Here is a 26,914-nt window from a genome sequence, read left to right as displayed (position 1 = left end):
CATCACACACCCGCGAAACCCTTTTCCCCGCAACTCTCGGAGGGGAAACCGGTATGAGTTCATCCACGACTACCGGTGGTCGATTTTGGCCGCCCACGGCATAGCTCGCTGATTCTCCCCCTTCGCTCCCGCAATCGTCCGTCCCTCGTCGGTCGCGCCGCCGCTCACTTCGAGGAGGTGGCCGATGACTGACATCGACCCGTGGGGCGACGTCGAGGTCGCCGACTACGCCGCGACGATGGCGCAGTTCGGCATCGAACCCATCGAATCGGTCGCGGACAGACTGCCGGACAACCGCCTCGTTCGCCGCGGTATCGTGTTCGGCCAGCGCGACCTCGAAACCGTCCTCGACGCCCGCGACAGGGGCGACCCGTTCGCGGTCATGACCGGTCTGATGCCCTCCGGGGTCTTCCACTTCGGCCACCTCGCGGTGCTCGAACAGGTGCGCATGTTTCAGGAGATGGGTGCCGAGGTCACCCTCTGTGCTGCGGACATCGAGGCCTACGCGACGCGGGACATCCCCATCGAAGACGCCCGCGAACTCGTCGTCGAGGAGTACCTGCTGAACTACGTCGCGCTGGGGCTCGACCTCGACGCGACCGACTTCTACTTCCAGTCGGAGGCGGGCAACGACCACCTCGTCCGGAGCAAACTGTTCTCGCGGTACGTCACGCAAAACGAGTTCGAGGCGACGTACGGCACCGCCGACCCCGGAAAGCTCGCCTCGTCGCTGACCCAGTACGCCGACATCCTCCGGCCGCAAGCCCCCGAGAACGGCGGCCCGAAACCGACCGTCGTGCCGGTCGGCATCGACCAAGACCCGCACGTTCGGCTGACGCGGGACGTCGCGAGTCGCTACCGCGAGACCGCGTACCTAAAACCAGCCAGCACGTACCATCGGTTCATGCGCGGATTGCAGGGCGGGAAGATGAGTTCGTCGGACCCGAGGAGCCACATCGCGCTCACGGACGGGGTTTCCGAGGCGAAACGAAAAATCGACGCGGCAAAGACCGGCGGCCGGGCCAGCGTCGCGGAACACCGCGAAAAGGGCGGCGTCGTCGAGGAGGACATGGTGTTCGAACTCCTCGCCTTCCATCTCGTCCGGGACGACGACGAACTCGAACGCATCCGCCGGGAGTACGAGTCCGGTGCGATGCTCTCGGGTGAATTGAAACAGATTGCGAAAGATCGCCTCGAAACGTTCCTGCGCAAACACCACGAGAAACGCGAGGCGGCGCGGCCGGAAGTCGAACAGTATCTCGCGGAACGCGAGTCCGCGAACGCCGGGTTCGAGGTGGGGACCTGATGCGAATCCGGCGACTGCGGGGGACCGAACTCGTCCAGTTCGTAGACGACCTGTGGCTCCCGTTCGCCCGCGAGATGGCGGCGATGGACGATTTCGACACGCTCGCGGACAGCGGCGTCAGGGTGAACGTCCTTTCGTACGTGAAAGACCGGTTTTCGGACGCGGACATCGCCACCTTCGTCGCCGAGGACGACGGGTTGGTCGGCTACGTCTCCGTCGAAAAGCGCGCCTCGCCGCCGGTGTTCGCCCGCGGTCCGCGGGGCTACATCGATGGCCTGTTCGTCCGCCGCGGTCGGCGGCGGGAGGGTATCGCGAGCGCCCTGCTCGACCGCGCCGAGGCGTGGGCGCGGCGATTGGGGTGCGAGTTCGTCTCGCTCGACGTGCACGCCGACAACCACGTCGCCCAGTCGCTCTACCGCCGCGACGACTACGTGACGAAACGCCACCGAATGACGAAACGGTTGTAATCCCGCTCGAAACCGTCCGTTTCTCGGCTTTCGTTCGAAACCGGATTCCGTCTCCGACCGTGGCGTACGCTTATTGTGCTCGCCGCCGTCGCCATACTCTGGAAACGGGGAATCACGATGGGTGTTGCATCAGTAACTCCGCAACTCGAAAAACCCGAGCGCCGGAGACTCGTCTGGTTGCACGGCGTTCTCGTTCTCCTCGGCGTGTGGATCGCCGTCTCGCCGCTCACGTTTGGATCGGAGTTTCGCGTCCCGGACCACGCGTTGCTGGGAATCGCTATCGTCCTGTTTGCGGGATTGTACGTCGTCGGACTGTTGCGAAACCGGGCGCTCTCGTTCGTCAGCGAGTGGATGATCGCCCTGTTGGGGCTCGTCGTCCTCGGTATCTCGCTCGTCTCCACCCTCGTCTCGGACGCCGTTCTCTGGAGCGACGGCATCGCTGGTGCCCTCGTCACGCTCATCGCGGCGTACGTTATTTACACGCTTTATCGAACGCGACGACGGGAGGCAGCAGATGAGTAGCGTTACCTCCCCCGACGAATCGTGACGGAACGACTGGGCTTCACGGAAACGGTCTCGTTCGCCCTCGGGGGAATCATCGGCGGCGGAATTTTCGCCGTACTGGGCGTCGTGGCGCAGGTTGCGGGGCCGACCGCGTGGATCGCCTACCTCGTCACCGGTATCGTCGTCATGGCGACCGGCTACTCGTAGGTCAAACTCAACGAACTGGCTTCGGCGACCGAAGCGTCCGGCGGTGCGGTCGCCTTCATCGAGGCCCTCCTTCACCGGCCGACGCTGGCCGGAATGGTCGGATGGACGCTGCTGGTCGGCTACATCGGTACGATGGCGATGTACGCCTACGCGTTTAAGAAAACTTATGCCACTCGTCCCACGTTTTCTGTCAGATGCCCTCCAGACGTGACGTGCTCGCCGCCGTCGGCACCGGTTCGGTCGGTCTCCTCGCTGGGTGTACCGGCGACGATTCGATTCGCGGCGACTGGCCCCGCGCTGGCTACGACGTGCGAAACAGCGGCGACGCCCCGCGGCATCGCGGGCCGAAGTCGAACCCCGTGGTGAAGTGGTCGGCCCGCATTCCCGAGACCTACAACGTCTCCTCGCCAGTCCTCGCGGACGATTCGGTGTACGTCGGGTACGGCAACGACGAGCATTCGGACGGTCCCACGAACGTCGGTATCCGCGTCCTCGATATCGATACCGGAGAGAGGAAAGACGATTTCACGGTCGCAACCGGGAGGGGAACGCTCGATACGGTCAACGATGTGTACCGCGATTCCGTCGTTCACGCGAACGGAAACCTCTATCTCCAGTGTTTCGACGGCCTCCACAGTCTGACCACCGATGGGGAGGAGCGCTGGCACGTTCCCATGCACGGCGGACCCACCAACGGCGGTTTGCGGTCGGCCCATCCGGTCGTTACCGACGGACTCGTCTACGCCCCGACGGCGAGCGTCACGGCCGATTCCGACGGTCCGAAGGCGACGGAGGCGCTGTACGCCATCGACGACTCGTCCGGGCAGGTCGTCTGGAAACACGTTCCGCAAACCGACGGACCGGGGTGGACCTTCCCGCCAGCGTACGCGAGGGGCGTCGTCTACCTCGCCGCACTGGATTACGGCGTCGTCGCGCTGAATGGGAAATCGGGACACGTACTGTGGAAAAAAGAAATAGCGGCGTACGGCCCGCCCGTGTTCGCCGACGGCCGCGTCTACGTTTCGGCGGAATCTGACGACGGCGAGGAGGCGTTCGTCGTCGCGCTGGACGCGGAGACGGGCGACGAGCAGTGGCGGGTTTCCGGCCGCGGAACGCGACTCGGCCGCCGACTGGGGGTTGCGGGCGGGAGAGTGTATTTCAGCGAAAACCTCCGGAACTTCGTCGCGTTGGACGCGACGACGGGCGATGAACTGTGGCGACACAACTACCCGTCGGGGGTCGAGCGCTCGACGCCTGCCATCACGGACGAGGCGATTTACGTGGGCGCCGTGACGAATCGGTCGAACGACGGAATCGCCGTTTTGGACCCGGAGAGCGGCGAGGAACTGGCGTTCGGCGGCATCGAAAGCGGGATGGGTCTCAAATCGTCTATCGCGCTCTCGGACGGCCTCGCGGTCGTCACCGCCAACTCCGACACCGTGTACGCGTTCGAATCGTGCGGGTTCTCGCTCGCCGGTCACTGTCTGGATTGACCACGTATTTTCCGCGGGGCTGAAATTTATGCTCCCGCGGCACCCTCCCACACGCATGTACCTCGCCGACCAGACGTGGCCCGAACTCGGGGATTACGTGGCCGAAGAGTCCGTCGCCGTCGTTCCGCTCGGTTCGACCGAACAGCACGGCCCGCACCTGCCGCTCGCGACCGACCACCTCATCGCGGAGGCGCTGGCCCGCGAGGCGGCGGACCGCGCGGGCTACCTCTGCACGCCGACAATCAACGTCGGCGTCAGCACGCACCACATGCAGTTTCACGGAACGATGTCGGTTGACCCGCCGCAGTTCCGCGATTACGTCGAGAGCTTCTCGCGTAACCTCACCTACCACGGCATCGACCGCATCGTCTACGTCAACGCCCACGGCGGCAACATGCAACACCTCCGCGAAGTCGGCCGCCGCTTGCGCGAAGACGAGGCGGCCTTCGCCGTCGAGTGGATGTGGGACGAGTCGATTCCCGAACTCGTGAGCGACATCTTCGAACACAACGGCCCGCACGGCGGCCCGAAGGAGACGGCGATGATCATGCACATCGCGCCGGAACTCGTGCGCGAGGACAAACTGGAAGCGGCCCGCGACGGAGGCGTGGTGAACCTCTTGGACGGAAACCCCACGATTCACGGCGCGCGGAACTACTACGACGCCATCGACAACAGCGAAAACGGCGTCTTCGGCGACCAGACCGACGCGACGCCCGAAAAGGGCGAAGAAATCTTCGAGGCGGCGACGGAGCAGTTGGTTCAACTGCTCGATTGGCTCGACGACGCGCGGTTCTCAGACCTGATGGCGAAACCGCACGTGGACCCGCAACCCGGCAGTCGGCGATAGTCGATAGTTGACTACAGTCGCTGACGAACTCCGTTCAGTATTTTTCGATGGCAAATAGTAGAATTCAGTATTAATTAGTAGATAATAGTATATCACAGTAACCAACGTTCAGTCACGAAGCCCCGCGCACTGTGTGCTCGCGGCGTCGGGCCATGATAAATGATATCATTTTGCACTAACCTTTTTATTCCGAGCGGATGCAGTGTAGAACACGACATGGAGACCCTTTTCCTCTTCTGAGTCGGCGCTCGGTTCCCGAGGTCCCGACGGACCTCCCTGAGCGCGGCTTCCGTCGAATTTCGAGTTCGCGTGTCGCTCGAACGGCGCTCGGACTCGTGAGCGGTCGGTATCGCCACCCAACCTGTAGCAGCCATCCCACGACATGACAGATAGTTCAACACCACCAGCACTCGTTGCCAAACGCGCCGACAGCGCGCCGGTCGAAACCGACGAAATCACCGCCCTCGTCTCCGCGGCGGGGTACGAGGTCGTCGGCGAAGTGACGCAAACACGCGCGGAAGACCCCGGAACGTATCTCGGTGCCGGGAAAGTCGAGGAACTCACGGACGACGCGGCCGACACCGGCGCTCGCCTCGTCGTCGTCGACGACGAACTCACGCCCGGACAGACGAAGCAACTCCGGGACGCCCTTCCCGACGAACCCCGACTCTACGACCGATACCGCCTCATCCTCGAAATCTTCGGCGAGCAGGCGAGCACCAAACCGGCGCAGTTGCAGGTCGAACTCGCGCGCCTGAAGTACGAACTCCCGCGTATCAAGGCCGAGTCCGACCCGCAACGCATGAACGTCATGCTGGAGACGGGAACGCGCGTCCACGACGCCGAAAAACGCATTCGGGAACTCGAACGGAAACTCGACGAACTGCCGAGTCCGGCGGAACGGTTCCGCGAGCGGCGTCGGGAGCAGGGTTTCGACCTCGTGACCATCGCGGGGTACACGAACGCCGGGAAATCGACCCTCCTGCACCGACTCGCGGACGAACTCAACCTGTCGAGTGCCGAGCCGGACCACTCGGATAAGAACGCGACGGCGGCGATAGAGGACCGCCTCTTCAAGACGCTCGAAACCACGACGCGTCGGACGACAATCGACGGCCGACCGGTCCTCGTGACCGATACGGTCGGCTTCGTGCAGGAACTCCCACACTGGCTCGTGAAATCGTTCAGCGACACCCTCTCCGAGGCGGCGGCCGCCGATGTCGTCGTCCTCGTCGCGGACGGGAGCGACCCCCTTTCGGACCTTCGGTCGAAACTCCGCGTCTCGCTCGACGTCCTTTCGTCCCAAGGCGTCGAACCCGAATCCGTCATCGTGGCGCTCAACAAAATCGACCTGCTCGACGAGGACGAGCGAGAAGGGCGCCTCGAAGCGGTCTCGGAGTTGGCTCCCATGCCGATTCCCATCAGCGTCACGAACGACACGAACGTGGACCAACTGACCGACGTGGTGTACGAACGCCTTCCGACCGCCACGGCGGACCTGACGATGCCGAACTGTTCCGACGCGATGTCCGTCGTGTCGTGGCTCCACGACCGCGTGACGGTCGAGCGCGTCGATTACGCGGACGGAACCGTCTCCGCGACGATACGCGGCCGTCCGTCGGTCGTCGAACGAGCGAAAGCGAAGGCGAACGAGGTTTCGGCGACCGACACGTAGGAACACGCCGAACCCGAACCCCTCGCGTTTCAGCGCCGATAGCTCACCGCGATACCCTCGCCGAGCGGGACGACGGAGGTTTCGAAATCCGGGTCGTCGCGCACCGCCAGCAGGTACTCCGCGATGCCGCGGGTTTCGGCGTCCATCTCGGGGTCTTCGCCCTCCATGGCGGCGAGAATCGCGTCGAAGTCCTGTATCCCGCTAACCATCGCGTTGTCGGCGATGACGACGCCGCCGGGTGCGACTTTCTCCCGAATCGCGTCCCACGCTTCCGGGTAGCCGTCCTTGTTGTGGTCGATGAGCACCACGTCGAAGGGACCGTCGTGACGCTCGACGATTTCGTTCGCGTCGCCGTTCTCGAAGACGGCGCGGTCCGCGAACCCGCCCCGTTCGAGGTAATCGCGCGCCTCGCGGAGTTCGTCGTCGTCGAACTCCGTGAGGACGATTTCGCCGTCCTCGGGCAGCGCCTCGGCGAACCAGTAGGCGGAGTAGCCGAATCCGGACCCGAACTCGAAGATTCGCTCCGCGTCCACGGCGTACGCGAGCACCCGCAGGAACTGCCCCACGTCGCGCCCGACGGTCGGGAAGTCCTCGCCGCGCTCTTCCATCTCCTGTAGCGTTTCGTCGGGGTCGGCGATTGCGGCACGAAGGAAGCGCTTCGTCTCGTCCGGCAGTATCTCCGTCATGCCCCCAGATACGCCCGGCGGGAAGATAGTTCTCATGGGCACGGACGACGAGTCAAACCGTCGTCCGCCGCCCGTCACTCGTCGCTGTCGTCCGTCGGCTATCGCCAATCGTCCGACACCCGTCACTCCGACGGCCCGTTCTCGACCCGTGCGCCGTCACCAACCGCACACGGGAAGATGTCGGGTTCGATGCCGGTCTCCGCGGCGTACGCCGCTCGAACCGTCTCCGTGAACGATTCGACCGAATCCGACCGGACGAGGCTCACAACACAACCGCCGAATCCGGCCCCGGTCATGCGTGACCCGAGTTCGGCATCGACCGACTCGGCGGTTTCGACCACGAAATCCAGCTCCTCGCAGCTGACTTCGTACGAATCGCGGAGGCTTCGGTGGGACTCGCCCATCAACGCCCCGACGCGCTCCATGTCGCCGGTTTCGAGGGCGTTCGCGGCCGTCTTCACTCGTTCGTTCTCGCGGACGACGTGTTCACAGCGGTCTCGCACCGTCCCCGGAAGCGTTTCCGCTCGCTCCTCGAACTCGGCCACGGACACGTCCCGGAGCGCGTTCACGTCGTGCGACAGCGACTCGGCGAGCAGTTCGACGCCCTCCCGACACTGCGCGACTCGCTCGTTGTACGCCGAATCGACCAACTCGTGTTCGACGTTCGTGTTCGTCACGACGACCCGAACGTCTCCGTCGAGAGGGTACCGTTCGTACTCACGCGTCCGGCAGTCGAGAAACAGCGCCCGGTCCGATTCCCCGAGCGCGACCACGAACTGGTCCATGATGCCGCACTCGACGCCGACGAACTCACGTTCGACCCGCCAACAGCGGTCCGCGAGTTCCGTCCGGTCGTGACCGAGAGTCCACGTTTCGTTCAGCGCGGTCGCGGCCGCCAGTTCGAGCGACGCCGACGAGGACAGCCCGCCGCCCATCGGTACGTTACCCCGTACCGCGAGGTCGAGGCCGGAAACGGGGGACGGCGCTTCGTCGGCCAGCGAGCGAGCGACCCCTTCGACGTAGCCGACCCACGACGATTCCTCGGTCGCGGGCGCGTCGAGCGAGAACGTCCGCGTCTCGCCGACGTTCGTCGAAAACACCCGGACGGTGCGGTCGGTGCGGGGTCTCGCGGCGACCGCGGTCCGGCGGTCGATGGCGACGGGGAGGACGAAGCCGTCGTTGTAATCCGTGTGTCCGCCGATGAGGTTGACCCGGCCGGGGGCCGACGCCACCGTCACGTCCGCCCCGTCGCCGCCGAACCGCTCGGTCACGACCTCGGCGAGGTCGGCCGGTTCGCTATTTCTCATCCGTCACCGACCTCCGGCCGGAGGGATACCGGTCGTTTCCGACTGCATCGTTCATGCCCGCCCGTTCGGTGGCGACCGTGATAAGCGCCCAGACTCGCCGACGAAGTGGTCAGTAGTCGAACCGCTCCGTCGGCGGACGTTCGGTCGGTGGGCGGTCCTCCGGCGGCCGGTCGGTGGAATCGCGGTTCGGCCCCCCGAGGTCGACGAAGAATTCGACGGTCGCCGCCGTCAGCGCGAGCGCGACGGGTGCCGAGAGAACCGCGCCGAGGACGACCCCGACGACTCCGAGATTGATGAACAGCGTTCCGACCAGCGACGCCACGAACACGAAGACGAGGTAGCCGACGCCGAACGAACCGTAGGTCGTGTCCGCGTCCGAACCGCCGACGGCGAGGTCGTTGCTCCGCCGGAGCGCCTCCCCCAGCGAGCAGTCGTCCACGACGACGAGGAACGGCGTGCCGTAGAACAGGTAGCTGAGTATCAACATCACGGGAAGCGCGACGAAGAGCAGCGGCGCGAACGCCACTCCCACGCCGAACGCCACCAGCAGGACGGCCCACACGAGGAGCGTGTAGCCGAGTAGGGGGACGAAGTACTCCTTCGCGTTCCGGGCGAAGTCGTAGCGTCCGGTTTCGATGGCGTCGCGGACGCTCCCCAGATAGCCTGCCGCGAGGACGCTCTCGACGACGATGGTGACCGGCGCGAAGTACATCGTCGGCGAGACGTGGACGCCGACCCCCTGATTCGGGAGGCTCACGAACGTCCAGAACGTCGGAATCGCCGTCGGAAAGCGAAACGTCGCCCCCAAGTGATAGCCGGTGAAACTCGTCGCTCTTCGGATGTTATCGAGGTGGAGAAACGTCGCAAATAGCGGGACGAGCGCCAGCGGTAACAGCGTTCCGAGGCGGTCGAATCCGTCCGACAGGTAGTCGCCGAAACTCACGCGTGACCACCGCCGGTACGACCGAGACGTTCGTTCCGCGTTGGAGGGCGCATACGTAATCGGCGTTCGTGTCGAAGATAAATATTCGCCATCCGCCACGTTCGTTCCTGACGTACCCGAGCCTTGTTCTCCGGCGGTGAACCGGCCACCCCTCTATCGTCCATCCGGCCTCCTTCACCCGTCCATCTCCGAAACGAAGTGAGAGACGGTCGGCGGTCCCTCGCCGACATGGAAAGACGCCGCTCGTTCCTGTATCTCCCGGTCCGCCACCGATACGCGCTCGTGTTCGCGGAGATGAGCCATCCACGTGCCGGTGAGGTAGACCTCGACGTATCGGTCCGGCGTCGTCGTGTCGCGGAACACGCCCCAGTAACGCGCGCCGTTTCGTCGTCGGACCGTCTCCAACTCCTGCATGGCGTCGAAGAACGCCGCCGTCGTCGTCGGGTCGATTCGGTACTCGACGCTGACGAGTACCGGTCCCGATTCGGGGTTCGGGTCGAACGCTGTTTCCGGGTCGGGCCAGTGGGCGGACGGGCGCAAATCGAGGTCGTCTGTGACAGGGAACCGCCAGCGAATCGCACCCACGAGTCCGACGAACAACCCCGCACCCGCCGCGACGAGCGTTTCTGGTGTGCCGAGATAGTCGGCCACCGCGCCCCACGCCAACCCGCCGATTGCCATTCCGCCGAGGAAGAAGAGCATGTACACGGAGAGTGTCCGGGCGCGAACCCATTCCGGCGAGAGCGTCTGTACCGCCGTGTTCAGGCTCGACAGCACGGAAATCCACGCGATTCCACCCACGGCGACGGCGACGAGAGCGACGGCGACGACGTGGACGGTTCCGAGCACCACCAGCACGGCGGCGAACAGCGCGGACGCGCCGAGGACGACCTGATTCGTGGTGTACCGCTGTCGCGCCCGTTCGAGGACGGTAATTCCCGCCGCCGACCCGAGGCCGGTCACGCCGAGCACGAGGCCGTATCCGCTCGCACCGAGGCCGAGTTGATTGCGGACGAGGAGGGGCAACAGCGCCCAAATCGCGCTGGCGAAGAAGATGAACGTCAGCGTCCGCGCCAGCACGGACCTGAGACCGCGGTCGTTGCGGACGAACCGAACGCCCCGACGTATCGACTCCGAAACCCGCTCGGGCGGCAGTTCGGAGGGTGACGGCTCACGACGCCACCGATACACGACGACGAGCACGGCGAGGAACGAGAGCGCGTTGAGCAGGAATACCGTGGCCGCTCCGGTCGCTGCGAGGATGAGGCCGCCGACCGCTGGCCCGACCGCCCTGGCGATGTTGAAGCCAACGGCACCGAGCGAAATCGCGGCCGGGAGTTCGTCCCGCGACACCAACTCGGGTTGAATCGCCTGCCACGTCGGGTTCATGAACGCCGTCCCAAACCCGAGCGAGAACGTGAGGAGCAACAGTATCCACGGCGTCGTTTGTCCAGTCGCGGTCAGCACGCCGAGGAGTCCGGCGGTGACGAGCATCCATACCTGTATCGAAAGCAGGAGCCAGCGTCTGTCCACGATGTCGCCGATGGCACCCGCTGGAAGGGAGACGACAACGACGGGGAGTGTCGTCGCCGTCTGCACCAACGCGACGAACAGGGCCGAGGTGGTGAGCGAGGTCATAAGCCACGCCGCGCCGACGTTCTGCATCCACGTCCCGACGTTCGACACGAGCGCCGCCGTCCACATCGCTCGGAAGACTGGTTCCCGAAGCGGTTGCCAGACCGTGATGGATTCCTCTTCGTCGGTCATGGGACTTCTCTCCGGGACGATTCCTTCCTCGAATTCGACCGATTCACTCTCACCCTTCTCCCCCGACAGCGACCGTTCCGTTCCCCCGTTGGTGTTCGCTGTCGGCGTGTGAAAACGCTCGGAACGGTCAAAGCTCTGTCCCGTCGAAAACGGCGGGAGACCTACCGCCGACGCCCGCGTCTCCCTCTCGTCAGGACGACCAATGCGACGACGAGCAGTATCCACAGCGCGACCATCTTCACGCCCTCCCGTCCGGTTTCGGGCGGTTGCGTCGGCACGTCGGCTTCTTCGGTCGAGAGGAGTGCCATGCCACCGTGGAACGACGAGCGCGAGAATAAAACTGATGGGCCCGCTCGTCCGTGCGGACTCGTTTCGCCACCAATCGTTATGACGAATCGTCACGTGTACGATGTATGGGTGGGAGCGAGGACGACCTGATAGAGACGTCGCTTGGGGAGGAGGACCTCTACGACGTGACGACGTGGGAGGAACGCACGCGAACCGACCGGGCGGCGGTGGCCATCTACCGCGGCCTCACGGGCAACTGGCGGCGGGTGTTCGTCGCGCTCGCGGTGTTGCTGTTCGTCGCGCAACTCGCCGCGACCGGATTCATCCTTTTCCTGCAACCGGCGCTTGGCGTGTTGACGTTCCTGTCGGTCATCCCGGCGTTCGTGCTCGCCGCGCTCATCTGGTACGGCGACGACGTGCAGCGCGAACCCCTCGCGCCGCTGGCGGTGACGTTCCTTCTGGGCGTGCTGTTCGCCGGGTTCGCCGCCCTGCTCAACACGACCTTACAACCCGTCTTCCAACTGATTCCGGTCGTCGGAACGGTCGCCTTCTTCTACGTCGTCGTCGGGCCGGTCGAGGAGACCTCGAAATGGCTCGCCTCCCGACTGTACGCCTATCGGACGCCGTACCTCGGTGCGGCCATCGACGGCGCGGTGTTCGGCGCGTTCGCCGGACTCGGCTTCGCCACCATCGAGAACTTCACGTACATCACGAACGCGCTGTTCACGGCGGGACGTCTCCCGATGTCGAGGCTCGCCAGCATCGCCGTCGGCACCGCCGCACAGCGGTCGTTCGTCGGACCGGGGCACGTCATCTACGCCTCGTTCGCGGGCTACTACCTCGGCTTGGCGAAGGGGAACCCCGAGAATCGCGGTCCCATCGTGGTGAAGGGCCTCCTCATCGCCGTGCTCATCCACGCGACGTACGACGCGCTGGTGACGTACCTGCCGCTCTCCGGGGTGGCGTTCATCGCCTTCGTCGTCGTGTACGACGGGTTCTTCCTCGCGCTGCTCTACCGGAAGATAGCGGCCTATCGGCACAAGTATCGGGAGGCGACGGAGCGCCCGGAGCGAACCCCGTCGTAATCGGTGAGTGACCGAATGGAATCGGACCCCACGCACGACGGTCGAAACGGACCCGTCGAAGCCGTCCTTCCCATCGCGGACTGGCTCCCCAGATACGACCGGTCGTGGCTCCCGGCCGACGTTCTCGCGGGCATCACCGTCGCCGCCGCGGTCCTACCCGAGGGGATGGCCTACGCGTCGCTGGCCGGACTCCCGCCCGAAACCGGTCTGTACGCGGGATTGCTCGCCCTCGTCGTCTACGTGTTCGTCGGCACCTCCCGGCAGGTCATCTACGGCCCCACCTCCGCGCTCGCCGTGCTGGTCGCGACGGGCGTCGGGTCCGTGGCCGTGGGCGGGTCGCTGACCGAATACGCGACGCTCATCGGGGCGACGACGGTGCTCGTCGGAGTCATCTCGGTCATCGCGTGGCTGTTCCGGCTCGGATTCGTCGTGAACTTCATCTCCGAGTCCGTTCTGACCGGCTTTTCGGCGGGCGCGGCGCTGTACATCACCGCCACGCAACTCGACAAACTGGTCGGGATTTCGGGTGCCAGCGGCACCTTCTTCGAGCGCGTCGGCTTCGTCGTGACCCACCTCGGCGCGACCAATTTCCCGACGCTCGGTATCGGATTGGGTGCGCTCGTTCTGCTCGCCCTCGGCGAACGCTACGCGAAGCGCGTTCCGACCGCCCTCATCGTCGTGCTCCTCGCCACCGGACTGGTCGCCGTGACAGATCTCCAGCGGCGCGGGGTCACGGTCGTCGGGCGGATTCCGAGCGGACTGCCGCCGATTTCGATGCCGACGCCGCCGACCGGAACGCTTCCGGACCTCGTTCCGCTCGCGTTCGCGCTCTTCTTGCTCTCCTACGTCGAGGGGATGGGTGCCGTCGAGACGTTCGCCCGGCGACACGACCAGCGGGTCGATGCCGACCAGGAACTGCTCGCCGACGGCCTCACGAACATCGCGGCGGGTCTCGGTCACGGCTTCGTGGTCGGCGGCAGCATGTCCAGAAGCGCCCTCAACGACGAAATCGGGGGCGAAACGCAACTCGTGAGCGGCGTCTCCGCCGTCGTCCTCGCGCTCGTCCTCGTCTTTTTCACCGACCTGTTCACGACGCTCCCCGAAACGGTGTTGGCGGCGGTGGTCATCGTCGCCGTCGCGGGCCTCGTCGACGTGCCCGAACTCCGCCGCATCTACCGCCTCGACACGTTGGAGTTCGTGACGGCAGCGTCCGCCTTTCTCGGCGTTCTCATCTTCGGGATGCTCGCGGGCGTGTTCATCGGCGTGTTCGTCTCGCTCCTCGTCGTCGTGGGACGTGCGACGTACCCCAACACGGCCACGTTAGGTCGGGTTCCGGGGTCCGACGAGTTCGGCGACCTGTCGCGCCACCCCGAAAACGAGCGCGTCCCCGGCGTACTCGTCTACCGCGTCGACGCCGAGTTGTTCTTCGCCAACGCGCCGACCATCCGCGCCGAGGTCATCGACGCCGTGAACGACCGCGAGACGCCCGTCTCTCTCGTCGTCTTCGACATGCGTTCCTCACCGACCATCGACCTGACCGCCGCGGACATGCTCGCTTCGCTGGCCGAGGACCTCGACGAACGCGGTATCGACTTTCGACTGGCGGAGGCGGACGGCGCGGTCCGGGACGTTCTCACCGCCGCCGACGCGTCGGGACCGTTCGACGACATGCCCCTCAACGAACGCGTCGTGATCGTCATCGAGGAGTGGGAGCGGAATCGCTGACTTTCTCCCCCCGAAAAGTCGTGTCGAAATAACTATGTATGGTTGGTGGAACGAACGGGTATGAGCGGAACGACCGACATGCTCCTCTTCTCCATCTTGCTCGTGCTGTTCGCTATTTGGCTCACGCTTCCCACGGGTAACTCTCAGATATTCGCCCTCGGTGGCCTTCTCGTCGGTCTGTTCGCGGCGGGAGGCAGCCTTCTGCTTCCGATACTCGCCCCCGACGACGGGTCGGAATGACCCCTCAAATTATCACGCTACTTAACGTATCTCGTCCCAATCACGGGAAATGCTATGAAATTCGGACGCGACGACGGCCCGAGTAGAAACGAGTTCGGCTGGTGGCTGTTCGCGGCCGCTCTAATCCTCGTCCTCGTCACCTCGCTCGGCAGCTATCTGGGCTGGCTGGTGTTCGGCGTCTTCCTCTACTACGTCGCCCGTCCCATCGCCAGACGGCTGGTGGGCTTCGGGCTCCCGCCCGGCATCGCGGCGTCGGTCACGTTGGCGGTCATCGTCCTCCCGTTCATCGCGCTTCTGGGTACCGTCGCGGTCATCGCGTTCGGGCAACTCTCGACGGTTCGCGTCGCCGACGTCGAGCGCCTCGTTCGGGTGCTCTTCCCCGGATTCGATTTCCGAGCGATTCCGACGACGCCCGAGCGATTGTACGATTCGGTCACGAGGCTGCTTCGAAACCCCTCCATCCGCTCGTTCCTCTTCCAGTTTCGCGGCCTCATCGGGGCGTTCGCGACCCAATCGTACAACCTGTTTCTCACGCTCATCTTCGTCTTCTTCCTCGTCCGCGACGAGGGGAAAATCGCGGGCTGGTTCCGGCGGACCGTCGCGGACGAGGAAACGCGGACGGGCGAGTACCTCCACGCGGTGGACCGCGGGCTGAACTCCGTCTTCTTCGGCTACACGCTGACCATCTTCGTCATCATCGTCCTCTCCGCCGTCATCTACACCCTGTTGAACCTCGTCGCACCGCCGGGCATGGCGATTCCACAGACGATGCTCGTGGCAATCGCAACGGGACTCGCCACCATCGTCCCGCTCGTCGGTCGGTCCATCGTCTACTTCGTGGTGGTGTTCTACCTCGCCATCGTCGCGCTTCGGACCGACCCCGTTTTGCTGTGGTTTCCGGTCCTGTTCCTCGCCATCATGGAGATAGCGTTCGATAACGCCGTCCGAACCTACATTCGTCCGATACTCTCCGGTCGGCTGTTTCCCACCGGCCTCATCATGTTCGCCTACCTGCTCGGTCCGCCGGTGTTCGGCTGGTACGGCATCTTCCTCGGCCCGTTCATCATGGTCGTCACGGTGCAGTTCCTCTGGGTCGTGTTTCCGGGCCTGCTCGGTCGGAACCCGGTCGAAACCGACGACGCCCCCCACGACGACCGTTCCGACGCCGACCCGACTCCGACCGACGACCGCTCGGAATGACGGTCGGAAGCGGAATCCACCTCGGATGGCGACGAGACGTCTACTCGCCCAGTTCGTTCTCCCCGACGACGAGCGCGTTTGAGAGCAGGTTCCCGTACGCGCGCCGGAGCCGTTCGGACAGCGCTTGGTGCGAGATGCCGAGTTCCGCGGCCAGTTCCGTCCCCGAGATGTCGCGCGGGATGTCGTAATAACCCCGCTCCAACGCCGTGATGAGCGTCTCGTACTGCTCCTCGGTGAGTCCGTACTTCCCTCGCATGGGCGATTGGTCGAGTTGGTATATCTGTTCTATCGTGAGCGGAATGCCGTGCTCCTCGCAGTATTCGTACGTCGCCCCGAGCGCGTCGCGGGAGGGGAACAGGATCCGGAGTTGCCACTCGTCGTCCGTTCCCGTCGCGTCGATGATCGTTCCGCTTTCGTCCACGAGAACGTGGATGACGAACTGGGTCTTCCCTATCCACGTCATGCGGAACAGCCACTCGTCGTCCAAATCGACGAGCAGTTCGACGTCCTCCGTGGTCGGGTCGTCTTCGAGCGCGGCTTGGAGGGCGTCGAACTGGTCCGGGTCAGCCGTCGCCCAGATGTACGGCATCACCCGCTCCGATTCGGGCGCGACGACGCGCTCGACTTCGAAGGAAACTCCCGGGACCCTTTCGAGCGTCGCCTCCAGTGCGAACTCCGAAGCGGGCACCCGCACGACGGCGATAGTACTCATGGGGTGGGGCTAGGGGCTTCCCATGGATTACTCTGCTGGCGGCCTATGCAAGCAGTTCCATTGCTTGCGTATGCGGCCGGTACGCTCTTTATCTCCCGCTCTCGTGTGCTGAACGATGAATTCCACGGACGATCTGTCGGTCGTAGGGAAGCTCCGCGAGACGACGCTCACGGGCGTCACCGTCGTCGTTCCCCTCCTCATCACGTTGTACGTCGTCGTCGTCTTGCTCAAATTCGTCAGAAATATGCTGCTGCCGCTCCTCTCGTTCGTTCCGGTCGATTCGGTGCTCGTCCTCGGCGGCATCGCTACCGGAGTCGTTTTCCTGCTGGTTCTGCTGGTCGGGTTCGTCGCCCACTCCCCGTTCGGCGAGCGCGCCATCGACAACTTCGATTACGCCATCAGCCAAATTCCCGGGTTCGGAACCATCTATCGGAGCTTCCGTCGGATGGGCGACGCGATGATAGAGAGCGACGAGGACCACTTCCGCGACGTGAAGCTGCTCGAATTCCCGACCGACGACACCTACACGTTCGCGTTCGTGACGGCGGAGACGCCCGAGGAGGTCACGAACGCGGTCGGCGAGACAGACATGACGACCGTCTTCCTCCCGATGGCCCCGAACCCGGTCATGGGCGGTTTCGTGGTCAACGTTCCGTCGGACGACCTCGTGGACATCGACGTTCCGCTCGAAGTGGCGTTCCGCGCCATCGTCACCAGCGGCGTCGGTCTCGACGAGATGGACTCCGATACCGGCGGTCTCAGCGAGGACCAACTCCGAAGGCTGACCGGCCAAGACGCGCTTCGATATCAGAACTGAGTCGCTCTCGCGCGCCAATCCTTTCTGTCCCGTCCCCGATTCCTGCTCCGTTTCCGTCCCGTCCCCGATTCCTGCCCCGTTTCGATCCTCGTCCCCGATTCGCCCCACTCAGCGCGCCAGCGACGCGAGTCCTCCGGCGAGCGCCCGCGTCGCCGTCGCACAGTCCTCCCACGCCGTCCACTCGCCGGGATTGTGCGAGATTCCGTCGCGGGACGGCGCGAACAGCATCGCGGCGTCGGTCACCCCCGCGACGTACATCGTGTCGTGGGCCGCGCCCGAGTGCAGGTCGAGCGTCTCGATACCCGCGTTTTCGCCCGCCTCGGCTACCGCTCGCCGACACCGCTCGCTCATCTCGGTCGGCTGGAGGTCGAACCCGCGCGAAAGGGTCGTCTCGACGCCTCGTTCGGCTTCGAGCCGCGACAGCGACTCCTCCGCCCGCGAGACGAGTTCGTTCATCGCGTCGTAGCTCACGTCGCGGATATCGACGCTCATCTCGACCGTACCGGGAACGACGTTCGTCGCGTTCGGCCGCGCGTCGAGTTTGCCGACGGTACCGACCGTCGTCTCGCCGATTTCGGTGGCTCCCCGCTCCACGTCCCGAACGAACTCGCTCGCCGCGGCCAGCGCGTCGGTCCGCTCGTCCATCGGCGTGGCTCCCGCGTGGTTCGCTTCGCCGCGAACCGTCACGTCGCAGTGCGTGATTCCCGTAATCGTCGTGACGAGGCCGACCGGAACGTCGGCCCGTTCGAGGCGTTTGCTCTGTTCGACGTGCAGTTCCAGCCACGAATCCCACTCGCTCGCGTCGAGTCGTCCCTCGCCTCGGAATCCCATGGATTCGAGCGCGTCCGCCAAGGTCGTTCGGCCGTCCGTCAGCGCGAGCGCGTCCGCCACCGACCGCTCCCCGACCGCGACGGAGGACCCGAGCAGGCCGCTTGCGAACCGCTGGCCCTCCTCCTCGGTGAACGAGACGACTTCGACCGGTCGGGTCGGCTCGATTCCGGCGTCCTGCATCGCGCGAACCGCTTCCAGCGCGGAGTAGACCCCGAGCGGCCCGTCGAAGATGCCGCCCTCCGGGACCGAATCGAGGTGGCTCCCGGCGGCGACCGCGGCCGCGTCCGGGTCGGCGCTCTCGGGGGTCCACCGTCCCGCGATGTTGCCGACCGCATCCACGCGAACGTCCAATCCGGCGTCTTCCAGTCGCTCCACGAAGTACTCGCGTGCCCGTCTGTTCGCTTCCGTCCCCGTGAGGACGGTTCGACCGTGCTCTTCGTCTTCCAGCGCGCCGAACTCACCGGTCGTCTCGATATCGGTCCGCAATCGCTCCCCGTCTAACTCCATGGGTTCGCTGTCGGCGACGGGAGGGAAGAATGTGGGGGTGGTCGGTACGGCCTGCCGCAATCCACGAACCTCCGCCGCGCCATTCTACGACGCGTCCGCCATTCGCTGCGTGAAATCCCAGCTGTGGAGGCGGTCCGGTTCGATTCGGATGGTCACCTCCGTCCGGTCGTCGGACAACAATCGCCGGGCCAGTCGGGAGTCGGTCCCGCCGAGATACCGACGCAGCAACTCCCGGAGCAGGTCTTTTTCGGGGTCCGGTTCCACGCTCGCGGTGCCGTTGCCGCGCACCCCGCTGTACGGCGGGTCGTTCGTCGATATTTCGAACGCGACGGTCGAATCGTTCCGGAGCAGGCCGACGATATCGGCGCTCGCGCCGGTGGCACAGCGCAGGGTGTCGTCCTCGAAGACGTACCACAGCGACACCATCCAGAGGCGTCCCGATGGCGTGTTGCAGGCGAGTCGAAGCGGAACGGTCGTCCGGTCGAAGAACGCGACGATTTCGTCCTTCGACCAGACGCCGGAGAGTTCGGTCATGGAACATACACCGAGGGGATAGTCGTCCCCGATGACCGAATACGCTCTGTCCGCTTTCGCCTCGGCCGCCCGCTTGCTCCGACCGTTCAGTCTCGCCTTGACCGACCGATTGCTCCGACCGTCCGCTGTTGCCCCGATTGACCCCGTTCCGAATCGGGACCCGTGAGTGTAACCCCGGACCGGCGTTATTTTTCCGTTCCCCGCCGTTCGTGGTATGGAGTAGGGTTTAGACTGTCGGGATGCTAACGCTTCCTATGGCAGCAAGCCACTCGGCGACGGGTTCCGACGAGGGGCCGAGAGACGCGGTGACACTGACCGACGTTCGCAAAACGTACTTCCTCGGCGAGCCGGTTCACGCGCTCGACGGGGTGAACCTGTCGATTCCACGGGGGTCGTACACGGCGGTGATGGGTCCGAGTGGGTCGGGAAAGAGCACCCTGCTCAACCTCATCGGCTGTCTCGACACGCCGACCGAGGGGACGATTCACATCAACGGCCGTGACGTCACCGACCTGTCCAATACGGAGCGAACGACCGTTCGCGGACAGGAGATCGGCTTCGTCTTCCAGACCTTCAACCTGATGCCGCGCCTGACCGCCCGCGAGAACGTCGCGCTCCCGCTCGTCTTTCAGGGGATTTCGCGTGCCGACCGACGGGAGCGCGCCGACGATCTCCTCTATCGCGTCGGCCTCCGCGGTCGGGAGGAACACCGACCGAACGAACTCTCGGGCGGGCAACGCCAGCGCGTGGCCATCGCCCGCGCGCTGGCGAACGATCCCGCCATCATCCTCGCCGACGAACCGACCGGAAATCTCGACAGCGAGACGGGGAACCAGATAATGGCATTGTTCGAGGAACTCAACGACGAGGGGAACACCGTGCTGATGGTGACCCACGAGCGCCACATCGCGGAACACGCTGAACGCGTCGTTCACATCCTCGACGGGACCGTCGAGCGCGTCGAGAAAATCGACTCACAGCGTCGGGTCGAAGGGCGGCGATAGCGGGGAAGGCCGTGGAGTTCAGCGAAACGCTTCGGATGAGTCTCAGGGCGATTCGGAGCCACCGCGTTCGTTCCTCGCTGTCGACGGTCGGCGTCGTCATCGGCGTCGCCGCCGTCATCACGCTCGTGACCCTCGGCACCAGCCTCCGCGTCGATATCCTCCGGGAGTTCACCGGCGGCCACGCGCCGAACATGTACGTCTGGGCCGGTCCGCCCGGCGGCCAACCCGGGTTCGGCGCGCAACCGGTGTTCACCGCACACGACATCGCCCGACTCCGCGGTATCGACGGCGTGGCGACCGTCGTCCCGCGCGGCGTGCTCCCTGTCATCGCACTCACTCACGGCGGGCAGACGGTGAGCCAGAACGGCATCGTCGCCACCACGCCCGACCAGTTTCGAACCCGGACGTTCGCCCGCGGCGAGTCGTTCGAGCAGGGAAAACGCGAAGTCGTCCTGAACCCGGCGGCGGCCCGCCTGTTCGACGACCGACTCTCGGTCGGCGACCGCATCGGTATTCGAACGGCGGACGGAGGCACCGAGACCGCACGCGTCGCCGGAGTCCTCAAGCGGTCGAGCGGAAACGGCCAGTTCGAGAGCGGCGGGTCGCTCCCGCAGGTGTACGTCCCGACGGATCCGTTCTACGGTTCGACAGTCGAGAGTCCGACGCAAGGGACCACCCAGCGCGTCTATCCGCTGGTCACGGTCGTTGCAGAAAACCACGGGACGATTCCGGAGAGCAAGCGGGCGGTGAAAGCCTACCTCCGTTCGAACTCCGACGCCGCACGACTCACGCCCGACGAGTACGCCATCCGGGTGCGAACCGACCGCGACCTCGTGAATCGCGTGAAGGACGTGCTCACGACGCTGACGACGTTCATCACGAGCATCGCGGTCATCTCGCTCGTCGTCGCGGCCATCGGCATCGCCAACATCATGCTGGTGAGCGTGACCGAACGGACCCGCGAAATCGGCATCATGAAAGCCGTCGGCGCGCAGAACCGCGACGTGCTTCAGGTGTTTTTGATGCAGGCGGTCCTGCTCGGCGTCATCGGGTCCGTCTTCGGTGTCGTGCTCGGTGCCCTCGGCGGATACGCCGCCACCCAGTACGTCGGGCTTCCGCTCGTCTTCGCGTACGAGGTGGTCCCCGTCGCCATCGGCGTCGGCCTCCTCGTCGGCGTGGTGACGGGTCTCTACCCGGCGTGGAACGCGGCGCGGGTGGACCCCATCGACGCGCTTCGTTACGAGTGAATTCCGAACGCGTACGGGTAACCGCCGCCGGAAACGTGGAAATGTTCCCGTAGTACGTCCCCGTCAGTTCCGACACGACGCTTCGGTTCCGAATCTCGTCATCCGTTCGTCGGCGTCCGAGCACCATTCTCACGACGGAGATGCTTCTACCGAAAATTTTCGCGATGAAGACTCGCGGGGACGCCCCCCGCGAGGTGACCTCATCAAAACCCATTCGTATTTACGGTGACGACGTATGAAAACCTTCCGCCGTAATCATCATCGATGATTAAAAACCGATGGGGATTAAGTAGCCGCGGTGATCTTCGATAAATGAGGTCACTCGATGACCTCATCAAAACCCAACGACGACAAAGACGGCCGAAGGCGACGACTCGAACTGGTTGATTTGGTCACCCAAATCATCTGGCGCGTCGTGAAAATAATCACGGCGTTGGCCGTTGCGCTTCGGGCGCTCGGGCACTAAGCCCACACCTACCCATTTGTTTGGGTTCGTCAGTTGGGACCTCCGGTCAGTCGACCGGTTTCCACCATGACGAACGATACAGACTCTCCTCGGGACTTCCGCGACTCGCTCGAACAGAACCACGAGTGTTTGCTCGTTCTCGGTGTCGTTCTCACGCTCGTCATCAAACCGCGTCTCGAAGGGCGACCCGAGACGCTGGTGACGATTCTGGCTCTGCTATCCCTCGTTGCGGGTGCGGTTGGTGCCGCCGTGGGTCTTCCTCGCCTACTCGACCGATTCGAGACGTACTGAACGGAAACGACTGTTCAACTCACACCGTCCGTCTTTCGTCCGGGCTATTCTCTGATTTTCAGGACGCACAAAGACGATATTCCTCCTTACCCATCTTCCTCCATGCACATCGCGTTCGTCGCGTACGACGGCATGACCGCACTGGACTTCGTTGGCGTCTACGACCCGCTCACCCGACTCGATACGATGGGATTTCGCGACGTGTCGTGGGACGTCTGTGCTCGAACGGAGCGCGTGACCGCGAACGCGGGCCTCGAAATCGTTCCCGACGTGGTGGACGAACCCCTCGCTGGCTACGATATGCTGGTCGTTCCCGGCGGATTCGTCGCCCGCGAGTTGGCCGAGGACGACGCGTTCGTCTCGTGGCTCTCCACCGCGGATTCCGAACTGGTCGTATCGGTCTGCACCGGGTCGCTGTTGCTCGGGGCGGCGGGGTTCCTCTCGGGAAAGCGCGCGACGACGCACCCCGACGCCTACGACCTGCTCGGGGTGTATTGTGATACCGTCGTCGAGGAGCGGGTCGTCCGAGACGGCGATGTCGTGACGGCGGGTGGAGTCACGTCGGGCATCGACCTCGGGTTAGAATTGGTCGAAGAGCTGACTGATTCGGGGACTCGGGAAACCATCGAGACACAGATGGACTACCCGTACGGACGATGAGCAAATTCGGTCGCTGACCCCCGGAAACGCTCGTTTTCCACCGATGCTTTCACAGCAGGGTTAAGTTCTCGACCGTCCCCATTCTGACTATGCGAGCCTACCGGGCCAAAGTCGTCGAACCGATTCACCTCCCCGACCGCGACGAGCGCGAAGCCAACATCGAAGAAGCCGGTTACAACGTCTTCAATCTCGACTCCGAGGACGTGTTCATAGACCTGCTGACCGACAGTGGGACGGGCACGATGAGTGACGAACAGTGGGCCGCGATGATGCGCGGCGACGAAGCCTACGCGGGCAGTGACAGTTTCAAACGTCTGCAGGAGAGCGTCGCCGACGTGATGGGCTTCGAGAACATCGTTCCCGCCCATCAGGGCCGGGGTGCGGAGAACGTCCTCTACGGCGTCCTCGTCTCCGAGGGCGACTACGTTCCGAACAACACCCACTTCGACACGACGCGGGCACACGTCGTCAACAACGGCGGGCAACCCGTCGATTGCCCCGTCGACGTCGCGCCGGACGACCCGTTCCAGGGCAACCTCGACCCCGAGAAAGTCCGCGAACTGGCGGACGAGGTTGGTGCCGAGAACATCCCCGCGCTCGTCGTCACCATCACGAACAACTCGATGGCGGGCCAACCCGTGAGCGTTCAGAACCTCCGCGACGCGCGCGAGGTGGCCGACGAAATCGACGCCACGTTCGTCATCGACGCCTGCCGATTCGCCGAGAACGCCTACTTCGTACAACAGCGCGAGGCGGAGTTCGAAGGGTCGAGCGTCGCCGCCATCGCCCGCGAGGAACTCTCCTACGCCGACGCCATCGTCATGAGCGGGAAGAAGGACGCGCTCTCCAACATCGGCGGCTTCGTCGGCGTGCGCGACGACGAACTGTTCGAACACGCCAAACAGCGTGGTATCCTCTACGAGGGCTTTTCGACCTACGGCGGCCTCTCCGGCCGCGACTTGGAGGCCATGGCGGTCGGCCTCCGCGAGGCGGTCACGCAACCCTACATCGAATCCCGCGTCGAACAGGTTGCGGAACTGGGCGACCTCCTCCTCGACGCCGACGTCCCGATTTACGCGCCGACCGGCGGCCACGCGGTGTACGTGAAGGCCGAGGAGTTCCTGCCGAACATCCCCCGCGAGCAATTCCCGGGCCAAGTGCTGGTCGGCGAACTCTACCGCGAGGGCGGCGTCCGCGCCGTCGAACTCGGCGAGTTCGCGTTCCCCGGCGAGGACCGCCCGCAACTCGTTCGGCTCTGTCTGCCCCGCCGCACGTACTTCCGCGAGCATCTGGAGCACATCGCGGAAACCTTCGAGAAGGTCGGTGAACGCCGCGACGAACTGTCCGGCCTCGAAATCGTCTGGGAACCGCCGATGGAGGAGCTTCGCCACTTCAGCGCAAAACTCGAACCCGTCGAGTAGCGGCGAGACGACGCTTTTTGCCGCTTTCGAACCTTTCGACCGTTCGTCGTGTCAACGAAACAGCTATCGAGAACTATTGAGTGCTATATGCCCCTCCGGGCTACGCTCTAGCAAGGTATTTTAGCTCCGTGGCGAACTCTCAACTAGCGAACCAGCAACCCCCTCGACAGAATGAGCACGAACGACACACCGATAACGGTCCTGTTCACCGTCGATTCGCTCCGAGCGGACGCACTGCCCGACGACGGCACGATTGCCGACCTCGCAACGCACGGAACGTCCTTCGAGAACGCCTTCGCGCACGGCAACTGGACGCCGTTTTCCTTCCCGTCGATTCTCGGCGGGGGACACGTCTTCACTGACTCGCGGGACATCGGTCTGCCAGACCGTCCGACGCTCGCCGAAACGCTCCGCGACGCCGGAATCACCACGGCGGGATTCAACGGCGCGAACGGATTCTTGACCCACCACTGGGGGTACGACCGCGGATTCGAGACATTCGAGACGTTCACGTCGAGCACGAACGACGCGTTCTACAGCAAGTATCTCACCGCCCATCCGACCGTCCAAGCGTGGCTACAGGTCGCGGCGTCGCCGTTCCGTCGTCTCCTCGGCCGCGACGGCGGCGCGCGGAACGTCTCCCGAATGAAGGACGTGGAGGAACACGCCATCGACTTCATCGAGCGGGCGGAGCCACCCTTCTTCCTGTGGGTGCACTACATGGACGTTCACACGCCCTACGTCCCCGCGCCCAAGTTCGTCCGCGACGAGACGGGTGCCAACGTCGGGACGCTGAAGATGCTCAGGGCGCACGCCCAGGCGGGTCTCGGCAAGGAAGTCGGGAGCGACACGCTCGACAACCTTCGGTCGCTCTACCGCGCCGCGATTCGGCAGGTGGACGAGAGCGTCGGCCGCGTCATCTCCGCGCTGTCCGAGAAGGGATTCCGGGACGACGCCTGTCTCCTCTTCGCGGGCGACCACGGCGAGGAGTTCATGGAACACGGTCACCTCGCGCATTACCCGAAACTCTACGAGGAGTTAACGCACGTTCCACTCGTCGTCTCGCATCCCGACGGGGACGCGGAAACCGTCGAACGGGCCGTCGGCCTCGACGCGATACCGCCGACCGTTTGCGACGCGATGGGCGTCGAACACGAGTTCGACGGTGAGAGCCTGCTCGACGGGACTCCCGACCCGTCGCCCGTCACGTCCGTCGCGGTGCGCGGGCCGAGCGTCACCTACCAACCGATTCCGCGCCGATTGGACGACGGGGAACTCCTCGTCAGCGCCAGAACGCGCGAGTGGTCGTACATCTATCACACCGAATCGGAAGCGCGTGAACTGTACGACCGAACCGCCGACCCGGCGGAAACCGAAAATCTGCTGGACGGCGCTGACGACGACATCGACGTTCCTGATTACCTTCACGAAGCAGTGGAGAAGCGAATCGACGCGATGGCGTCCTCGGGCGTCGAACCCAACGAAAACGAGGGTGAAGCGCCGCCGTCCGCCGTCACGGACCGGCTGAAAGCGCTGGGCTATCAATAACCACTTTCGGCTTCCTCGGATACTGACCGCCTCGGAATACCATTTTAGGCGATGCCGTCGAACGTCCGTTCGGGGTATCTGACAGTGCAATTCATTTCGAGTGACGGGCGTCCGTATTCGAACGGGGACGGAAACTGATGGCGCGGGTACTCGTGCTCTACGGTTCGACCGAGGGGCAGGCCGCGACGGTGGCCGAACGGGTCGCCGAGGTGCTCGAAACGTCTGGCCACGACCCGGCCGTCGTCCACATCAGACATCGACCGGAATCGTTCGACTTGATGGACTACGACGCCGTCGTCGTCGGCGCGTCGGTACACATGGGTAAACACCAGAAGTACGTGACGAGGTACGTCAAAAAACACGCCGACGAATTGAATCGGCTCCCGTCGGCCTTCTTCTCTGTGAGCCTCGCCGCCGCCGAGGGGTCCGAGGAGGGGTGGGAGCATGCCCGCGAGTACGTTGCCGAGTTCCTCTCCGAAACCGGGTGGAACCCGGACGAGACGGCCGTCGTCCCCGGCGCGCTCAAATACAGCCAGTACGGGACGCTCAAGCGGTTCGTGATGAAACAGATAGCAAAGCGGATGGGCGGCGATACGGACACCGCTCACGATTACGAATACACCGACTGGAACGAAGTCGAGGGGTTCACGGCCGACTTCGCCGGGTCGCTGGAGTGAGTTACTTCGCGGAGTGGGAGCGAGTTACTCTTCGCCGAGCGATTCCAACACTCGGTCGAAGCGCGCTTGCACCTCGTCCGCGATGTCGTCCATCTCGGCGTTATCCACGACCGAGAGCATCGCCTCGGGGTCCACCATGCTGACGACGACGCCCTCGTCGGTTTCGTAGACGGCGACGTTGCAGGGGAGCAGGACGCCGAGGTCCTCCTCCGCGTCGAGTCCCTGCTTTGCGAGCGGCGGGTTACAGGCCCCGAGAATCCGGTAGTTCGGGTAGTCCTCGATGTCGAGTTTTTTGGCGAACGCGTCGCTCACGTCGATGTCGGAGAGGACGCCGAATCCTTCGTCGCCGAGCGCCTCGGTCGTTCGCTCTACGACCGCATCGAACTCGCCCTCCACGTGCCGTTTGTCGTAGTAGGTCATCGGCCGACGGTTCGCCGCGAAGGATGTTAATGGTTG

At 64.5% G+C, this 26,914-nt stretch carries 30 protein-coding genes; 20 read left to right on the top strand and 10 right to left on the bottom strand.

Annotation, left to right across the window (positions count from 1 at the left end):
* Window positions 1-69: 69 nt before the first annotated feature.
* Window positions 70-195, bottom strand: a complete 126-nt coding sequence (locus tag B208_RS24980; RefSeq protein WP_018129081.1) for a hypothetical protein — start codon at window positions 193-195, stop codon at window positions 70-72.
* On the opposite strand from B208_RS24980, the gene trpS reads away from it, so the two are divergent.
* The 7 genes from trpS to hflX all read left to right on the top strand — a co-directional run bounded on the left by trpS (window position 185) and on the right by hflX (window position 6,502).
* Complete coding sequence (trpS, locus tag B208_RS0119845) at window positions 185-1,306, top strand: tryptophan--tRNA ligase (protein ID WP_007980522.1); 1,122 nt, start codon at window positions 185-187, stop codon at window positions 1,304-1,306. The two genes, B208_RS24980 and trpS, sit on opposite strands and share 11 nt — an antisense overlap.
* Entirely contained in the window at window positions 1,306-1,773 is a 468-nt protein-coding gene (locus B208_RS0119840; protein WP_007980524.1) for a GNAT family N-acetyltransferase, read from the top strand. The genes trpS and B208_RS0119840 overlap by 1 nt, the downstream gene beginning before the upstream one ends.
* Before the next feature lie 117 nt (window positions 1,774-1,890).
* A complete protein-coding gene (locus B208_RS0119835) occupies window positions 1,891-2,295 on the top strand; it encodes a hypothetical protein (RefSeq protein ID WP_232423884.1) in 405 nt (134 codons plus the stop codon).
* Between the two features lie 21 nt (window positions 2,296-2,316).
* Window positions 2,317-2,484: a hypothetical protein gene (locus B208_RS24550; protein ID WP_007980527.1), complete on the top strand. Its 168-nt coding sequence runs from the start codon at window positions 2,317-2,319 to the stop codon at window positions 2,482-2,484.
* Between the two features lie 194 nt (window positions 2,485-2,678).
* Window positions 2,679-3,977 (top strand): outer membrane protein assembly factor BamB family protein, encoded by a 1,299-nt coding sequence (locus B208_RS0119825; RefSeq protein WP_007980529.1) that lies wholly within the window; start codon window positions 2,679-2,681, stop codon window positions 3,975-3,977.
* A 55-nt stretch (window positions 3,978-4,032) separates the two neighbouring features.
* Complete coding sequence (locus tag B208_RS0119820; RefSeq protein WP_007980531.1) at window positions 4,033-4,827, top strand: creatininase family protein; 795 nt, start codon at window positions 4,033-4,035, stop codon at window positions 4,825-4,827.
* A gap of 382 nt (window positions 4,828-5,209) precedes the next feature.
* Window positions 5,210-6,502, top strand: coding sequence for a GTPase HflX (gene hflX / locus B208_RS0119815; RefSeq protein WP_007980533.1), 1,293 nt, complete (start codon window positions 5,210-5,212; stop codon window positions 6,500-6,502).
* A 29-nt stretch (window positions 6,503-6,531) separates the two neighbouring features.
* On the opposite strand, the gene B208_RS0119810 is transcribed toward hflX, so the two are convergent.
* From B208_RS0119810 to B208_RS24545, 5 genes are all read right to left on the bottom strand, one after another.
* A complete protein-coding gene (locus tag B208_RS0119810; protein ID WP_007980535.1) occupies window positions 6,532-7,188 on the bottom strand; it encodes an O-methyltransferase in 657 nt (218 codons plus the stop codon).
* Between the two features lie 122 nt (window positions 7,189-7,310).
* Window positions 7,311-8,495: a galactokinase gene (locus B208_RS0119805; RefSeq protein ID WP_007980537.1), complete on the bottom strand. Its 1,185-nt coding sequence runs from the start codon at window positions 8,493-8,495 to the stop codon at window positions 7,311-7,313.
* A gap of 109 nt (window positions 8,496-8,604) precedes the next feature.
* The gene (locus tag B208_RS0119800; protein WP_007980539.1) at window positions 8,605-9,438 is read right to left on the bottom strand and encodes a hypothetical protein; all 834 of its coding nucleotides are present in this window, start codon (window positions 9,436-9,438) and stop codon (window positions 8,605-8,607) included.
* 174 nt (window positions 9,439-9,612) lie between these two features.
* Complete coding sequence (locus tag B208_RS0119795) at window positions 9,613-11,205, bottom strand: MFS transporter (RefSeq protein ID WP_007980542.1); 1,593 nt, start codon at window positions 11,203-11,205, stop codon at window positions 9,613-9,615.
* Between the two features lie 161 nt (window positions 11,206-11,366).
* A complete protein-coding gene (locus tag B208_RS24545) occupies window positions 11,367-11,513 on the bottom strand; it encodes a hypothetical protein (protein WP_007980544.1) in 147 nt (48 codons plus the stop codon).
* A gap of 105 nt (window positions 11,514-11,618) precedes the next feature.
* Between B208_RS24545 and B208_RS0119785 the strand changes: the two genes are divergently transcribed.
* From B208_RS0119785 to B208_RS0119770, 4 genes are read left to right on the top strand one after another with little or no spacing between them, the layout of a single operon-like run.
* A complete protein-coding gene (locus B208_RS0119785; protein ID WP_007980546.1) occupies window positions 11,619-12,578 on the top strand; it encodes a PrsW family intramembrane metalloprotease in 960 nt (319 codons plus the stop codon).
* A gap of 3 nt (window positions 12,579-12,581) precedes the next feature.
* The gene (locus B208_RS0119780) at window positions 12,582-14,303 is read left to right on the top strand and encodes a SulP family inorganic anion transporter (RefSeq protein ID WP_232423883.1); all 1,722 of its coding nucleotides are present in this window, start codon (window positions 12,582-12,584) and stop codon (window positions 14,301-14,303) included.
* A gap of 60 nt (window positions 14,304-14,363) precedes the next feature.
* The gene (locus B208_RS0119775; RefSeq protein ID WP_018129079.1) at window positions 14,364-14,543 is read left to right on the top strand and encodes a hypothetical protein; all 180 of its coding nucleotides are present in this window, start codon (window positions 14,364-14,366) and stop codon (window positions 14,541-14,543) included.
* Between the two features lie 54 nt (window positions 14,544-14,597).
* Window positions 14,598-15,743: an AI-2E family transporter gene (locus tag B208_RS0119770; RefSeq protein ID WP_007980550.1), complete on the top strand. Its 1,146-nt coding sequence runs from the start codon at window positions 14,598-14,600 to the stop codon at window positions 15,741-15,743.
* 40 nt (window positions 15,744-15,783) lie between these two features.
* Here the strand turns inward: B208_RS0119770 and B208_RS0119765 are convergent, their stop codons facing one another.
* Window positions 15,784-16,455: a helix-turn-helix domain-containing protein gene (locus B208_RS0119765; protein WP_007980551.1), complete on the bottom strand. Its 672-nt coding sequence runs from the start codon at window positions 16,453-16,455 to the stop codon at window positions 15,784-15,786.
* Window positions 16,456-16,570: 115 nt separating this feature from the next.
* Between B208_RS0119765 and B208_RS0119760 the strand changes: the two genes are divergently transcribed.
* The gene (locus tag B208_RS0119760) at window positions 16,571-17,272 is read left to right on the top strand and encodes a DUF502 domain-containing protein (RefSeq protein ID WP_007980552.1); all 702 of its coding nucleotides are present in this window, start codon (window positions 16,571-16,573) and stop codon (window positions 17,270-17,272) included.
* 108 nt (window positions 17,273-17,380) lie between these two features.
* On the opposite strand, the gene B208_RS0119755 is transcribed toward B208_RS0119760, so the two are convergent.
* Both B208_RS0119755 and B208_RS0119750 read right to left on the bottom strand, forming a co-directional pair.
* Window positions 17,381-18,610, bottom strand: a complete 1,230-nt coding sequence (locus B208_RS0119755) for a M20 family metallo-hydrolase (protein WP_007980553.1) — start codon at window positions 18,608-18,610, stop codon at window positions 17,381-17,383.
* 84 nt (window positions 18,611-18,694) lie between these two features.
* Window positions 18,695-19,144, bottom strand: coding sequence for a pyridoxamine 5'-phosphate oxidase family protein (locus B208_RS0119750; RefSeq protein WP_007980555.1), 450 nt, complete (start codon window positions 19,142-19,144; stop codon window positions 18,695-18,697).
* 254 nt (window positions 19,145-19,398) lie between these two features.
* Here B208_RS0119750 and B208_RS0119745 point away from each other — a divergent pair, with 254 nt between their 5' ends.
* The 8 genes from B208_RS0119745 to hemG all read left to right on the top strand — a co-directional run bounded on the left by B208_RS0119745 (window position 19,399) and on the right by hemG (window position 26,458).
* The gene (locus B208_RS0119745; protein ID WP_007980557.1) at window positions 19,399-20,148 is read left to right on the top strand and encodes an ABC transporter ATP-binding protein; all 750 of its coding nucleotides are present in this window, start codon (window positions 19,399-19,401) and stop codon (window positions 20,146-20,148) included.
* A gap of 11 nt (window positions 20,149-20,159) precedes the next feature.
* Window positions 20,160-21,395, top strand: coding sequence for an ABC transporter permease (locus B208_RS0119740; RefSeq protein ID WP_007980558.1), 1,236 nt, complete (start codon window positions 20,160-20,162; stop codon window positions 21,393-21,395).
* Window positions 21,396-21,720: 325 nt separating this feature from the next.
* Complete coding sequence (locus B208_RS24540) at window positions 21,721-21,861, top strand: hypothetical protein (RefSeq protein ID WP_007980560.1); 141 nt, start codon at window positions 21,721-21,723, stop codon at window positions 21,859-21,861.
* 66 nt (window positions 21,862-21,927) lie between these two features.
* Window positions 21,928-22,152: a hypothetical protein gene (locus B208_RS0119730; RefSeq protein WP_007980562.1), complete on the top strand. Its 225-nt coding sequence runs from the start codon at window positions 21,928-21,930 to the stop codon at window positions 22,150-22,152.
* Window positions 22,153-22,254: 102 nt separating this feature from the next.
* Window positions 22,255-22,812, top strand: coding sequence for a DJ-1/PfpI family protein (locus B208_RS0119725; RefSeq protein ID WP_007980565.1), 558 nt, complete (start codon window positions 22,255-22,257; stop codon window positions 22,810-22,812).
* Window positions 22,813-22,901: 89 nt separating this feature from the next.
* The gene (locus tag B208_RS0119720) at window positions 22,902-24,233 is read left to right on the top strand and encodes a tryptophanase (RefSeq protein WP_007980566.1); all 1,332 of its coding nucleotides are present in this window, start codon (window positions 22,902-22,904) and stop codon (window positions 24,231-24,233) included.
* 171 nt (window positions 24,234-24,404) lie between these two features.
* Window positions 24,405-25,781 carry a sulfatase-like hydrolase/transferase gene (locus B208_RS0119715; RefSeq protein ID WP_007980568.1) on the top strand — a complete coding sequence of 459 codons (1,377 nt, stop codon included), beginning with the start codon at window positions 24,405-24,407 and terminating at the stop codon, window positions 25,779-25,781.
* Window positions 25,782-25,918: 137 nt separating this feature from the next.
* Window positions 25,919-26,458, top strand: a complete 540-nt coding sequence (gene hemG, locus B208_RS0119710) for a menaquinone-dependent protoporphyrinogen IX dehydrogenase (protein ID WP_007980570.1) — start codon at window positions 25,919-25,921, stop codon at window positions 26,456-26,458.
* Window positions 26,459-26,482: 24 nt separating this feature from the next.
* On the opposite strand, the gene B208_RS0119705 is transcribed toward hemG, so the two are convergent.
* Window positions 26,483-26,878 (bottom strand): DUF302 domain-containing protein, encoded by a 396-nt coding sequence (locus tag B208_RS0119705; RefSeq protein WP_007980573.1) that lies wholly within the window; start codon window positions 26,876-26,878, stop codon window positions 26,483-26,485.
* Between the last annotated feature and the right edge of the window lie 36 nt (window positions 26,879-26,914).

Origin of the sequence: Haladaptatus paucihalophilus DX253, from assembly GCF_000376445.1 — an archaeon.
GTDB lineage: Archaea > Halobacteriota > Halobacteria > Halobacteriales > Haladaptataceae > Haladaptatus > Haladaptatus paucihalophilus.
This window is presented reverse-complemented; position numbering and strand designations above follow the sequence as displayed.

Coding starts and splice junctions, on each gene's coding strand:
- B208_RS0119720 (WP_007980566.1), top strand. CDS start 22,902: ATGCGAGCCTACCGGGCCAAAGTCGTCGAACCGATTCACCTCCCCGAC.
- hemG (WP_007980570.1), top strand. CDS start 25,919: ATGGCGCGGGTACTCGTGCTCTACGGTTCGACCGAGGGGCAGGCCGCG.
- B208_RS0119705 (WP_007980573.1), bottom strand. CDS start 26,878: ATGACCTACTACGACAAACGGCACGTGGAGGGCGAGTTCGATGCGGTC.
- B208_RS0119730 (WP_007980562.1), top strand. CDS start 21,928: ATGACGAACGATACAGACTCTCCTCGGGACTTCCGCGACTCGCTCGAA.
- B208_RS0119795 (WP_007980542.1), bottom strand. CDS start 11,205: ATGACCGACGAAGAGGAATCCATCACGGTCTGGCAACCGCTTCGGGAA.
- hflX (WP_007980533.1), top strand. CDS start 5,210: ATGACAGATAGTTCAACACCACCAGCACTCGTTGCCAAACGCGCCGAC.
- B208_RS0119805 (WP_007980537.1), bottom strand. CDS start 8,495: ATGAGAAATAGCGAACCGGCCGACCTCGCCGAGGTCGTGACCGAGCGG.
- B208_RS0119750 (WP_007980555.1), bottom strand. CDS start 19,144: ATGACCGAACTCTCCGGCGTCTGGTCGAAGGACGAAATCGTCGCGTTC.
- B208_RS0119770 (WP_007980550.1), top strand. CDS start 14,598: ATGAAATTCGGACGCGACGACGGCCCGAGTAGAAACGAGTTCGGCTGG.
- B208_RS0119760 (WP_007980552.1), top strand. CDS start 16,571: ATGAATTCCACGGACGATCTGTCGGTCGTAGGGAAGCTCCGCGAGACG.
- B208_RS24545 (WP_007980544.1), bottom strand. CDS start 11,513: ATGGCACTCCTCTCGACCGAAGAAGCCGACGTGCCGACGCAACCGCCC.
- B208_RS0119820 (WP_007980531.1), top strand. CDS start 4,033: ATGTACCTCGCCGACCAGACGTGGCCCGAACTCGGGGATTACGTGGCC.
- B208_RS0119835 (WP_232423884.1), top strand. CDS start 1,891: ATGGGTGTTGCATCAGTAACTCCGCAACTCGAAAAACCCGAGCGCCGG.
- B208_RS0119775 (WP_018129079.1), top strand. CDS start 14,364: ATGAGCGGAACGACCGACATGCTCCTCTTCTCCATCTTGCTCGTGCTG.
- B208_RS0119745 (WP_007980557.1), top strand. CDS start 19,399: ATGGCAGCAAGCCACTCGGCGACGGGTTCCGACGAGGGGCCGAGAGAC.
- B208_RS0119840 (WP_007980524.1), top strand. CDS start 1,306: ATGCGAATCCGGCGACTGCGGGGGACCGAACTCGTCCAGTTCGTAGAC.
- B208_RS0119725 (WP_007980565.1), top strand. CDS start 22,255: ATGCACATCGCGTTCGTCGCGTACGACGGCATGACCGCACTGGACTTC.
- B208_RS0119810 (WP_007980535.1), bottom strand. CDS start 7,188: ATGACGGAGATACTGCCGGACGAGACGAAGCGCTTCCTTCGTGCCGCA.
- B208_RS0119765 (WP_007980551.1), bottom strand. CDS start 16,455: ATGAGTACTATCGCCGTCGTGCGGGTGCCCGCTTCGGAGTTCGCACTG.
- trpS (WP_007980522.1), top strand. CDS start 185: ATGACTGACATCGACCCGTGGGGCGACGTCGAGGTCGCCGACTACGCC.
- B208_RS24980 (WP_018129081.1), bottom strand. CDS start 195: ATGTCAGTCATCGGCCACCTCCTCGAAGTGAGCGGCGGCGCGACCGAC.
- B208_RS24540 (WP_007980560.1), top strand. CDS start 21,721: ATGACCTCATCAAAACCCAACGACGACAAAGACGGCCGAAGGCGACGA.
- B208_RS0119715 (WP_007980568.1), top strand. CDS start 24,405: ATGAGCACGAACGACACACCGATAACGGTCCTGTTCACCGTCGATTCG.
- B208_RS0119825 (WP_007980529.1), top strand. CDS start 2,679: ATGCCCTCCAGACGTGACGTGCTCGCCGCCGTCGGCACCGGTTCGGTC.
- B208_RS0119785 (WP_007980546.1), top strand. CDS start 11,619: ATGGGTGGGAGCGAGGACGACCTGATAGAGACGTCGCTTGGGGAGGAG.
- B208_RS0119755 (WP_007980553.1), bottom strand. CDS start 18,610: ATGGAGTTAGACGGGGAGCGATTGCGGACCGATATCGAGACGACCGGT.